The organism is Dactylosporangium sp. NPDC051087, from assembly GCF_055586325.1.
Map to the genome: position 1 here is coordinate 154,633 of NZ_JBVJIJ010000023.1, position 10,879 is coordinate 165,511.

Annotated in this window: 13 protein-coding genes; 5 read left to right on the plus strand and 8 right to left on the minus strand. The window is 72.0% G+C overall.

Going from position 1 to position 10,879, the window contains the following annotated elements; translation table 11 throughout:
* Positions 1–81 precede the first annotated feature (81 nt).
* Genes ACZ6TV_RS37875 through ACZ6TV_RS37890 form a run of 4 tightly spaced genes read left to right on the plus strand, consistent with a single transcriptional unit; the run spans position 82 to position 2,234 of the window.
* Entirely contained in the window at positions 82–399 is a 318-nt protein-coding gene (locus ACZ6TV_RS37875) for a hypothetical protein (RefSeq protein ID WP_465303180.1), read from the plus strand.
* Positions 399–1,325, plus strand: a complete 927-nt coding sequence (locus tag ACZ6TV_RS37880; RefSeq protein WP_465303182.1) for a WXG100 family type VII secretion target — start codon at positions 399–401, stop codon at positions 1,323–1,325. The genes ACZ6TV_RS37875 and ACZ6TV_RS37880 overlap by 1 nt, the downstream gene beginning before the upstream one ends.
* Positions 1,322–1,654 (plus strand): YbaB/EbfC family nucleoid-associated protein, encoded by a 333-nt coding sequence (locus ACZ6TV_RS37885; protein ID WP_465303184.1) that lies wholly within the window; start codon positions 1,322–1,324, stop codon positions 1,652–1,654. The genes ACZ6TV_RS37880 and ACZ6TV_RS37885 overlap by 4 nt, the downstream gene beginning before the upstream one ends.
* The gene (locus tag ACZ6TV_RS37890; protein WP_465303186.1) at positions 1,644–2,234 is read left to right on the plus strand and encodes a hypothetical protein; all 591 of its coding nucleotides are present in this window, start codon (positions 1,644–1,646) and stop codon (positions 2,232–2,234) included. Before ACZ6TV_RS37885 ends, ACZ6TV_RS37890 begins: the two co-directional genes overlap by 11 nt.
* A gap of 22 nt (positions 2,235–2,256) precedes the next feature.
* On the opposite strand, the gene ACZ6TV_RS37895 is transcribed toward ACZ6TV_RS37890, so the two are convergent.
* Positions 2,257–3,432 (minus strand): glycosyltransferase, encoded by a 1,176-nt coding sequence (locus tag ACZ6TV_RS37895; protein ID WP_465303188.1) that lies wholly within the window; start codon positions 3,430–3,432, stop codon positions 2,257–2,259.
* Positions 3,433–3,587: 155 nt separating this feature from the next.
* Between ACZ6TV_RS37895 and ACZ6TV_RS37900 the strand changes: the two genes are divergently transcribed.
* Entirely contained in the window at positions 3,588–4,631 is a 1,044-nt protein-coding gene (locus ACZ6TV_RS37900; RefSeq protein WP_465303190.1) for an AI-2E family transporter, read from the plus strand.
* A 167-nt stretch (positions 4,632–4,798) separates the two neighbouring features.
* Here the strand turns inward: ACZ6TV_RS37900 and ACZ6TV_RS37905 are convergent, their stop codons facing one another.
* From ACZ6TV_RS37905 to ACZ6TV_RS37935, 7 genes are read right to left on the minus strand one after another with little or no spacing between them, the layout of a single operon-like run.
* Positions 4,799–5,542 carry a maleate cis-trans isomerase family protein gene (locus ACZ6TV_RS37905; RefSeq protein ID WP_465303192.1) on the minus strand — a complete coding sequence of 248 codons (744 nt, stop codon included), beginning with the start codon at positions 5,540–5,542 and terminating at the stop codon, positions 4,799–4,801.
* The gene (locus tag ACZ6TV_RS37910) at positions 5,539–6,159 is read right to left on the minus strand and encodes a hypothetical protein (RefSeq protein WP_465303194.1); all 621 of its coding nucleotides are present in this window, start codon (positions 6,157–6,159) and stop codon (positions 5,539–5,541) included. The genes ACZ6TV_RS37905 and ACZ6TV_RS37910 overlap by 4 nt, the downstream gene beginning before the upstream one ends.
* On the minus strand, positions 6,156–6,917 hold the full coding sequence (locus ACZ6TV_RS37915; protein WP_465303196.1) for an SDR family oxidoreductase: 762 nt from the start codon (positions 6,915–6,917) through the stop codon (positions 6,156–6,158). The genes ACZ6TV_RS37910 and ACZ6TV_RS37915 overlap by 4 nt, the downstream gene beginning before the upstream one ends.
* Positions 6,918–6,957: 40 nt before the next feature.
* On the minus strand, positions 6,958–7,881 hold the full coding sequence (locus ACZ6TV_RS37920; protein ID WP_465303198.1) for a hypothetical protein: 924 nt from the start codon (positions 7,879–7,881) through the stop codon (positions 6,958–6,960).
* A complete protein-coding gene (locus tag ACZ6TV_RS37925; RefSeq protein WP_465303200.1) occupies positions 7,878–8,612 on the minus strand; it encodes a hypothetical protein in 735 nt (244 codons plus the stop codon). The genes ACZ6TV_RS37920 and ACZ6TV_RS37925 overlap by 4 nt, the downstream gene beginning before the upstream one ends.
* The gene (locus ACZ6TV_RS37930) at positions 8,612–9,802 is read right to left on the minus strand and encodes an aromatic ring-hydroxylating dioxygenase subunit alpha (protein ID WP_465303202.1); all 1,191 of its coding nucleotides are present in this window, start codon (positions 9,800–9,802) and stop codon (positions 8,612–8,614) included. The genes ACZ6TV_RS37925 and ACZ6TV_RS37930 overlap by 1 nt, the downstream gene beginning before the upstream one ends.
* A 21-nt stretch (positions 9,803–9,823) precedes the next feature.
* Positions 9,824–10,789 (minus strand): alpha/beta hydrolase family protein, encoded by a 966-nt coding sequence (locus tag ACZ6TV_RS37935; RefSeq protein WP_465303204.1) that lies wholly within the window; start codon positions 10,787–10,789, stop codon positions 9,824–9,826.
* Between the last annotated feature and the right edge of the window lie 90 nt (positions 10,790–10,879).

Consider the following 10,879-nt stretch of genomic DNA (forward strand, 5'->3'; position numbering starts at 1 on the left):
GAACCGGGAAGCGGGGGGCAGCCCGGCGGGGCGCGGGATTGGTACCCTCTGCCGCATTCGACCACGACCGGGGGGAGCGGAGTGGGCGCAGAGGAAAGCTACGTCGATCCGGCCGAGATGACGTCGTTCGTGAACCGGACGCACGCCGTCGCGGACCGCTTCGAGACCATGCGCGCCGGCGGCGCCGGCACCGAGGTCGGCCGGATGTCCTTCGGGCTGCTGCCCGCGTCGTTCCAGTTCTGGGACATCTACCAGCAGGTCGCCGAGGCGTGCCGGACCGGGCTCGCCGACGGCTACGAGGCCTTCGAGGAGATCGCCGGCGGCGTGTCCGAGGAGCGCGCCGCGTACGAGGCGAACGAGCTGGCCAACAAGGACCTCTTCACGCCGAGGGAGGCCTGATGAGCACCGTCGCGCTGCAACGCAACAAGACCTACTTCGAGCAGCTCGTCGCGTGGTGCCCCGAGCCGTTCAAAGGCCTGACCCAGGCGGTGCTGTGGCCGTTCGAGCAGCTGCTCGAGCTCGTCGCCGGTGAGCCCGACGACCTGATGGAGGCGGCCCGCAAGTCCCTCGCCACCGGCGGCCAGGTCCGCGACGCCGCCGAGCAGCACCGGCAGAACGTGGCGCTGCTGCGCCCGCACTGGCGCGGCCCGGCCAGCGACGCGTTCGGCACCGCGATGGACGACTTCATCGACGCCGTCAAGGACCTCGCCGACGGCTTCGACCAGATGGCGCAGATCCTCGTCGAGGCGGCGAACGCCTGCGTCGAGGCGTTCAACCTGCTCTGCGAGATCATCTTCGAGTTCATCCTGTGGTATCTCGCCGAGCTCATCATCGCCGCGGTCGCGGCGGCGGTGTCCTTCGGCGCGAGCGCCGTCGCGTTCGCGGTGCGGGCCGTCGCCCGGCTCGCCGCGACGCTCGGCCGCATGTGGAAGGTCATCGGCCGGTTCGCCGCCATCCTCGCCCGCCTCGCCACCCGCATCGGCAAGGTCGCGGAGCTGCTGATGAAGTACGCGTCGAAGATGAAGAAGCTGTTCGTGATGAAGCGCCAGTTCTCGCCCTGGAAGAAGGCCATGTGGTCCAAGGCGGGGGTGAACTTCCAGATGGAGAAGTTCCTGTGGTCGCTGCCGGGCAAGCTCGCCATCAACGCCGCCTCGCCGATCAACATCCCCGGCCTGGGCGGCACGATCCTCGACGGCGTCGTCGGGTACAACGACATCCAGGACGGCAAGAAGGACCGCAACTACGTCCATGACGGCACCTACAAGGACGTGACCGGGCCGTACTTCAAACCGATCCAGGACCTCATCGATATGGTGGGCATATGACCGAGTATCCGTCCCTGGACCGGCTCGAGGCGCTCGTGCAAGGTCTCGACACGATGAGCCGCGACCTCGGCGACCGCCTCGGCGCCCTCGCCGGCAGGACCGCCGAGGGGATCAGCGACTCGGGTCTCGTCCTGGTCCGGGTCACCTCCGACGGCGCGGTCACCGACGTGCGGCTCGACCCGCGCGCCATGCGCAGCGCGTCGCAGGACCTCGCCGAGGACTTCCTGCAGGCCGCGAAGCGCGCCCAGGACAACGCCGCGGAGCTGTCGAAGGAGGCCGTGCGGGCGCTGCTCGAACCGTTGCCCGAGCGGGACCGGGATGGATACTGACCCGTCCGCCGCCGCGGTCTACGCCGACGCGCTCGCCGAGCTCGCGCCCGGGGAGCGGGTCCTCGCCGCCGTCGTCGCTAACGCGCCGCTCGGCCTCGACCCGCCGCTGCCACCGGCCGGCGACGACGAGCCCGCCCCGGCCGGTGCCGTCGCGGGCGCCGTCGCCGGCGCGATCCTGTCCCCGCCGAAGCCGGGGCAGGGGTTCTTCTGGTGGCTGGTGTTCGGCCGGTCCGGCGGCGGCGCGGCCACGTCGAGCGCCGCCGCGTGCCGGAAGGCGACCCTGGGGCACAGCCCGCTGCTGCTGGTGGTCACGGACTCCCGCCTGCGCCTGTACGAGCCGCGCGACCAGGCCTACTTCGTCGACGAGCCGTCCCTGCACAGCCGGCCGGCCGGCGAGCGGTTGCTGGCGCTGTGGGACGCGCCGCGCTCCGAGGTCCGGTCCGCCCGGATGGGCTGGCATCGGCTGCACCCGGGGCGGCTGACGGTCGAGTTCACCGACGGCTCGTGGGTGTCGTTCGCGAGCCTGTTCCACCTGAGCCGCCGCAAGGCGCGCACGGTCGTGACCGCCCTCAGCGGGTGAGCATCACGGCGGCGCTGTCGGCTCAGCGGGTGAGCGTCGCGGCGGCCACGGCGGCGCCGTCTGTGGTGATGTCCCATGCCGTCGCGCCCGCTGCCGCCTCGACCTCGGGCCGCAACGCCTCGTGCAGCGCCTCCTGCAGCGACTCCTTCGGCGGGCCCTGCGGCGGGGCCTGGATCGAGGACTGCGGGGCGGTGCGGCCGATGCCGAGCGCGGTGACCCTGGACGCCCAGTAGAACTGGTCGCTGAACAACGGGAGCACCACCTGCGGCACGCCCGCGCGGGCGGCGGTCACCGTGGTGCCCGCCCCGCCGTGGTGCACGGCGACCGCGACCCGCGCGAACAGCGCCTGCTGGTTCACCTCGCCGACCACGAAAACGTCGGTCCCGCCGACCTGGCCCAGGTCCGCCCAGCCGCGCGACAGCACGACCCGGCGGCCGGCGGCGCGGACCGCGTCGGCGACCGCCCGGCCGGCGTCCGGTGGCAGTGGCATGCTGCCGAAGCCGGCGTACACCGGCGGGTCCCCGGCGTCGAGGAACGCCTCCAGGTCCGGCGGCAGCGGCGCCGGGTCCCGCAGCGTCCACGCGCCCGTCTGCGTGACGTCCATCCCGGGCGTCGCCGGCGCCGGACCGAGGGTGGCGTCCGCCGCCAGCCACGGCCGGTCGGTCAGGTTGTGCCGCAGTACATCGGCGATCCCGGGCAGACCGAGCCGGGCCCGCTGCCGGTTGACCCGCTCGAGGGCACGGGCGTTCCAGGCGTCCGTGGTGGCGGCCCACCGGCGTTCGTGGTCCGCCGGGTCCGCTGCCCACGCCTCACCCGGCGCGGGCGGCGGCGCGTGATCGGGTGAGGGCAGCGCCACCGGCGCGTAGACGACGCCGATGTACGGCACGCCGTGCAGCTCGGCGACCGACCGGGCCGCGTACTGGTGCGCGTTCGCCCCGACGACGACGTCGCATCCCTTGACGGCGGCGCCGACGGTGTCGAACTGGTCGGCGATCAGGTCCGGCACCATCGCCCCGGCCGGCCGGCTCATGTCGACCCCCATCGGCACGGCGTCGAACCCGTGACCGGCGGCCAGGTCCACGAAGTTGGGCGGCACGCACAACCTGACGTCGTGCCCGAGGCGGCGGACCTCCAGGGCCAGTGCCAGCACCGGTTGCACGTCACCGCGCGTCCCTGCCGACGACACCAGCACACGCATGGTCTTCTCCTTCTCCCGCGGCCGTTTCTCTCGCGGCCTTTTGTAAGGGATGACCCGGGTCTTGCCGCAAGACCCGGGCCCTGCTATACGTTCCAATGGGGGGTCATCCACCCGGTGTGACGCGGACTCCCGCCTTCTTCGGGCACTGTGGCCGCATGCCCTCTTGGCTCAGGCGGCTGGGCCGGTCCGGTTGGCTGGTCACGGGCGTCGTCGTCGGTGCCGCCGCCCTGATCGTCGGGGTGGGTGTCGTCCTCGCGGTCGTCGCACCGGTCCTCGTCGTCATCACGATCGCCGCGGCGCTGCAACCCTTCGTCGCCGCGATGCGCCGGCGCGGGGTCCCGGCGGCCGTGGCCTCGCTCGCCGGGGCGCTGCTGGTGCCCGCGCTGCTGGTCCTGCTCGGGATCCTCGTGTGGCACACCGTCGCCGGCGCCGGCGAGACGTGGGCCGGCGTCGCCGACGACGCGGGCAAACACCTGCGCTCGGCACTGGGCACCGACCCGCTGGACACGCTGCTGCGCTCGCCGCACTGGCGCGACGCGCTCCTCGGCGCCGGCTCGGCGCTGCTCAGCACCGCCGCGCTGGTGGCACAGGCCGCGGTCGGCGTCCTCATGGGCGCGTTCCTGCTGTACTACCTGTTCAAGGACGGTCCCGCGTTCGTCGACCACCTCGACCGGCGGCTGCCGATGCCCCCCGGCCTGGCCCGCCGCATGCTGGACAGCGCCGCGGTCCGGCTACGCCACTACGTCCTCGGCACGACGGTCGTGGCGGCCATGGACGCCGTCGTCATCACCGTCGGCGCGGTCGCGCTCCGGCTGCCGCTCATCGGGATGATCGCGCTCATCACGTTCGTCGCCGCGTACGTGCCGTACCTCGGCGCGTGGGTGTCGGCGGTGTTCGCGGTCGTGGTCGCGCTCGGAGCCGGCGGGCCGGTCGCGGCCGCGTGGATGCTGGCGATCGTCCTGGTGACGCAGAACATCCTGGAAGGCGTCCTGCGTCCCTTCGTCTTCGGCCGTGCCCTCGACCTGCACCCGTTGGCGATCCTCGCCGCCACCCTGGCCGGCGCCGCGCTCGCCGGGCTGGTCGGTGTCCTGCTCGCCCCGCCCATCACCGCGATCGCCGTCTCGTGGCGCGCGATGCTCAGCGAGCCACGACCCGTCCCCGACGCTGAGCTGGCCGTGACCCCGGATGCTGCTCCGTGAGTCCGGAGCCGAGTCCGGAGCAGAGGAGCAGTTGGACGCGGCGCCAGGGAAGACACGGGAAGGTGGGCGGCGGTGGGCGTTCCGTTCGTTACCTACGCTAGCCGACCATTCCTAATTGATCTTCGAAGGCGTCGCTCTCCGTAGTCTACCCTGCGTCCGGGTGGGGGTCAGTGGTCGCGGAGGAGGGAGCCCACGCCGTGCAGCTTGTCGTGGACGTCGTTGTCGCGCAGGGCCATCCACCAGGTGGCGGCGTTGATGGCGATCACCGGCTTGCCCAGCCAGCGTTCGGCCTCGTCGGCGAGGCGGACCATCGACAGGTTCGTGCCGCACTGCACGATCGCGTCGACGTCCGGGCCGTCGACCTCGAGGATCGCGGCGCGCAGCTCGGCTTCCGTGACGTGGGCGATCGACACGGCGGTCGGGCAGCGCAGGCCCTTGATCCGCACGACCTCGAAGCCGAGCTCGGAGAAGAACCGGACCACGTTCTCGTCGCCGACCGGCTGGTACGGGGTGACGACGCCGATCCGGCGGGCGCCGTAGAGGTGCAGGGCGCGTTCGCAGGCCTCGGCGCCCGTGGCGACCCGCAGGCCGGTGATGCCGTGGATCTGGGCGACGAACTCGCGGTTGCCCTCGACTCCGCCCCAGAAGGTCTCCGCGGACATGCCCATGACCATGAAGTCGGGCTCGCAGGTGAGGACCCGTTCGCAGGCGTGACCGATCTCCTCGCGGATCTGGACCAGCAGGTTCTCGAAGCCTTCGTCGGTGGAGAGGTCCTGGTTGCGGATGTGGATGCGGGAGAAGTGCGCGGTGACGCCGGGCACGCCCATGGCGTAGAAGTCGGGTTCGACGATCGTGTTGGTGGAGGGGGCGATGACGCCGAACTTGTGGCGCCACCCGAGTGCGTCGGTCATGCGGACACCTCAGCGGGGGAACGACGGTACGAGGAGACGGTCAGCCACACGGCGGCGAGGAACGCCAGCTGCGCGGCGGTGTTCGTGCCCTGCTCGATCCACTGCAGGCGCAGCGTCTCGTGCGAGGGGTGGTTGCGCAGCGGCACGAGCGCCGTGACGAGGACGATGCCGAGCGCGTAGAGCGCGACGGCCGTCCAGTTGCGCCGCCGCCCGGCGTAGACGGCGCCGATGACGCTGACCGTGGTCACCCCGGCGGTGGCGAGGATGAACACGGGTTTCATCGTCGAGGCGGTCACGGCGCCGGCGGCGACCGCGGCGTACAGGACGGCGAACGGCCACCACGGTGCCCTGGGCAGCAGCGCCCAGATCAGCAGCACCGCACCCGCCGACATGAGCGGGAACAGCGCGCCCTCCAGCCATGGCAGGTCGACGCCGAACCCGGCGACGAGCAGCTTCCAGACGGATTTCGCGATGCCGCCGGCGCCGATGAGCACGGCCCCGACCCGGCCGGGGGTGACCCGCCCCAGCGACGCGAGGAGCCAGAACCCGTACATGGCCAGCAGCGTGGGCACGAAGTCCTCGACGGCGAGGATGACGGGGTAGTCATGACCGGTCATGCGAAGAGGTCCCGTTTGCGGAAGGCGGCGGTGGCGAAGCGCCCGAACGCCTTGGGGGTGGTGAGCCAGGCGACCCGCCCACCGTTCGGCACGCCGCGCAGCACCCGGTCGGCGAGCCACGGCGTGACCGTCTCGACCTTGTCGGCGAGGATGTTGAAGATCTTCTTCGCCTTCGCGAACTCCTCGGGCGTGTAGTCGCGGGACAGCAGGTCGGTGACGACCATGCCGGGCGACAGGTGCGCGACGGTGACCGGTGAGTCCTTGCCGAGCTCTTTCGCCAGGGCGTCGGTGAGGTACGTGACGGCCCGTTTCGTCGCGCCGTACGCGGCGAGCCCGGGCGCCTTCTGGTTGCCGGAGCCGAAGCCCTCCATGTTCCACAGGGCCCCGTGTCCCTGGGCGCGCATGGCGGCGACGACCACGGCGCTGGCGTGGGCGAGGCCGCGCAGGTTCACGTCGATGACGGTGTCGAGCTCGTCCGGCGGCAGCTCCCACAGCGGTTTCCGGGCGGTGCTCACCCCGGCGTTGTTGACCCAGATGTCGACCCGCCCGAACGCGGCGACCGCCGAGTCCCACAGCTGCCGCACGGCGTCCCGGTCGGTCACGTCGGCGACCACGCCGAGCGACCGGGGGTCGGGGTCGGAGGACCCCTCCGGCAGCGAACGTCCACAGTAGACGACCTGACAGTCCCGGGCGAGGAACGCACGGACCAGCCCGGCGCCGATGCCCCGGGTGCCACCGGTGACCACGACGACAGTCATGAGGCGCTCCACGAAAACGAGCCGTGCACGACGACGGTCATCATGAGGCACTCCACGACAGCGAGCCGTGCACGACACCGGTGAGCGTGGCGCCCTGGTACACGCGGTAGGCCACCGCGAGCGTGGTGCCGGCGCCCATGCCGGGGGTGGCGTCGAGCATGAACTCGCGGCCGGTCAGCTTCACCACGTCGGTGCAGTGGACGGTGCTGTAGTTGGCGCGGCCGAAGGCGATCGCGTTGCCCCACGCGCCCGGCCCCTCGTAGAAGGACCGGAACCCGTCCCGCCGCCAGTCCACGGTGTACGAGCGTTCGAACGCGCCGGACCAGGTGACCGCCAGGCGGGTGCGCAGCAGGTCGACGGGGGTGAGGGCGATCTCGACGTCGACGGTGCCGGCCAGCTTCTGGTCCGCCCCCCACAGCTCGCACCGTCCACTGTAGGCACCTGCCTGCTTGGTCGGGAGGATGAACGGGACGGGTCCGTTGCGGGTCTCCGCCGCGAGATGCGCGGCCAGCTCGTCGGCGGACACACCGCGCCTGTAGACGCCGTTGAAGCAGCCGACGACCGCCGGCCCCTGGTACAGCATGGAGGAGTACACCTGGGTGTCGTCGCCGAGCACCTGGTTCCAGGTGTTCAGGTCGACCTGCCAGCCGGGGCCGTAGTAGTGCGCGTCGACGAACGTGCCGTAGGGCTGGCCGGTGCCGTAGAAGTCGGGCCCGGTGTAGATCCGGTCCGCGTCGGAGTCCACGACGCCGAACGCGAACGGCGCGCCGAGCCGGAAGCGTCCCGCGAGGGGACCGCCGCCCTCGAGGCCGCCGTCCATGTAGTACGTCGTGACGCCGCCCTCGAAGACCGAGGAGCGGCGGATGTCCTCGTAGCCGCGCCAGGTGCCGTCGGCGTCGAACAGGCTCGGCCGCCCGTGCCATTCACCGGCGATGCGCTGCTGCCATTCCGAAGGCTCGGTCACGTGAGCGGCCCGCCGATCAGCACCTCACGGATCTCGTCGGAGGCGGCCTCGCCGAGCAGCCGGGAGACCTGCGCCCACACGGGGTCGACGGCGGGGCTGAACAGGTTCGCGCGCACCGTCGCGTCGCGGGCCGCGAGGTCGGTGTCGGCGAGGGACTCCACGACGGCGGCGGGCAGGCCGGACGTGACCAGGCCGAGCCAGTGCGCCACGTAGGCGTCGACGATCGGGTCCATGCCCCGGAACGCGGCCTCGTCGGCGCGGTGCACCAGCATCCACGGCGACATCAGGGCGTGCTGGCGCGGGCCGATGTGTGCCCGGCTGAGCCCTTCGCGCTGCGACGCCTCCTCGTAGAGGCCGGTCAGCGGGTGGTACGCACCATCCATGTAGGACAGGTGCGAGGACAGTTCGGCCCGGGGGATGAGGTCCAGGTGGTAGGCGTAGTACTCGCCGCCGTGCACGGAGTCGACGGTGAAGTGCGGGACCCCGGACTTCGGCTCGGTGAACGCGAACACCATGTGCGAGTCCAGGCCGATCGGCGGCACGGTCAGCCCGACGTACACGACCCGCGAGACCGCCGCGGAGCCCTCCCAGACCCGCACCGTGCCGACCGGCGCCGGTGACATGGGGGAGCGCAGCTCCCGGTAGGGCGAGCCGGCTTCGGCGAGGCCGAGCGACGGCGCGGCGAGGATCGCGTCGAGGGCCCGCGTGGCGAGCGCCAGGGGAAGGGACATCACTGCTCCTCCAGATAGGCCTGCCCGAGGCGCTCCGCCTCGGCGACCGTGGGGTGTTCGCCCTTCGCCTTGTGCACCCAGGCGCGGGCGAGTTCGGGGTTCTCCCGGCGGGCCGGGGACGCGATGACCGTCGCCTCGCGGCGCGGGACGTCGCCCATGATGCGGTCCTCGTCGCCGAGGAGCCAGCCCTGCTCGGCGAGCTCCTGCCGGCGGCGCCGATAGTGCACGGCGATCAGGTCGCTCTTCACGTGCAGCTCCGCGCCGAGGTCGAACGGCAGCAGCTCGGGGCGGACCTTGTCGACGACCGGGGCGTCCTGGCCGAAGATCTTCTCCACCCGCTGGATCGCGTTCTTGTCGGCCCAGTTGCCGGTGAAGAAGTCGCGCAGCGCGACCCACTTCACGAGCGTCGTGGTCTCGTCGATGGGGATGTTGGTGTCGTAGATGATGAGGTTGCCCAGCGGCAGCCGCACATGCAGCTTGATCATGTTGGGGAGCATCCAGCCGGCCGTGGTCGCCACCGGCGGGCGTTCCTTGAGGTTCTTCCCGCGCCGCCCGACCATCGCCCAGATGCCTTTGGGCGCCGGAGGATGCAGCCGTACCGTCGCGAACGCCGACCATTCGTCGGGGATCTCGAGCTCGTACTCCTCGACGTCGGGGCGTTCCGGGTTGCCGAAGGCGCCGGCGTGCACGAACGGCGTGTGCGCGATGTCGCAGCCGTTCTCGAGGATCCGCTCGTAGTTGGACTTCCACAGGTACTCGCCGGTGACGACCTTGAAGCGGCCGCCGTTGGTGACGAGGTCGTCGAACTCGGGCCACACCGGGATCGGCGGGCGTTCCGCCTCGGGCAGGTCGCCGAGGAACACCCAGATGAAGCCGTAGCGTTCCTGCACCGGGTACGAGTCGACCCGGGCCTTCTTCGGGATGCCGCGGCCCGGCTGGTTGGCGGGGATCTTCACGCAGGCGCCGCTGGGCTCGTACTCCCAGCCGTGGTACGGGCAGACGATCGAGTCGTCCTTGACCCAGCCGCCGGACAGCGCGGCGCCGCGGTGGACGCACAGGTCCGACAGGGCGACGGGGCGGCCCTTCGGCGTGCGGTACAGCACCAGCTCCTGCCCGAGGCACGTGGCGCGCTGGGGTTTGGTGGTGACCCGGTCGGCGAACTCGACCGCGTACCAGAAGTTCTTCAACATTGGGGCACTCCAAAACGCGGATCAGCGGCGCCGGACGGACACCAGGTCCGGGGGGAACGTGTCGAGCGCGGCCGGGTCGCCGCCGCGCAGGTGGGTGCGGAGGAACGCGTTCAGCAGGCCGGCGATGGCGCCGCGGGCCGTCGCGTCGCCCACAGTGGACGGACGGTCCAGGAACGACCGGGCGGCGGTGGGGTCGGCGGGCTCGACGACGCTGAAGTGGTTGGCGCCGTGCAGGGTGGCGAGGACGTGGTCGCCGTCGCGGTCCTTGAGCGCCTCGTCGAACGTGCGGTTGACCGGGTCGTGCGCGGCGCTGCCGGAGCTGCCGTAGCGGTCGGCGGAGGCGGCGATGACGCCGTCCTCCGTGCCCGCGAGGAGCAGCACCGGCGAGTCGACGAGCGCCTCGGCGATGTGGCCGGCGGGCCAGCCGAGCATCGTGGAGACCATCGTGTGCGCGCCGTACGTGGCGACCGCCCGCACCTGCGGGAAGAACCGCCCCGACTGCAGGGCCACGGTGCCGCCGGCGGAGTGCCCGAACAGCGCGACCCGGTCCAGGTCGAGCGCGCCCCGCAGGGGTCCCTCGGTGGTGTCGAGCTCGGCCAGCCGCCGGAGGATCGGGTCGATGGCCTGGCAGGTGGGTCCGTCGCCGTACGTGCCGGGCCGGGCCAGGGCGAGGTCCACGCCGGGTGTGATGCCGACCTGGCCGGCGAAGAGCGGGCCGACCCAGTCGTAGGTGACGGTGGCGAACCCCTGCCCGGCGAGCTCGACGGCGAGCCAGCGGTAGGCGTCCTGCCCGACGTTGATGCCGCTGAGCACCAGCACCACCGGGTACGGGCCGCCGGACGGGTCGGCCTGGAAGACGCCGCTGAGCCGTTCGGTGTCCGACCCGGTGACCAGCGCCGGGTAGTGCACCTTGAGGTGGGCCGTGGCGAAGGGGTCCGGCGCGCCGGGGACCGTCACGGCGGACCACAGGGAACGGACGGTGCTCACGACGCCACCTCCGCTTCGCTCCGGCGTCGCCCTGAGCTGAAACTGTGCATATGGTGAGCAGCCTCTCCGCTGCGCTCCGGGCCGCTCACG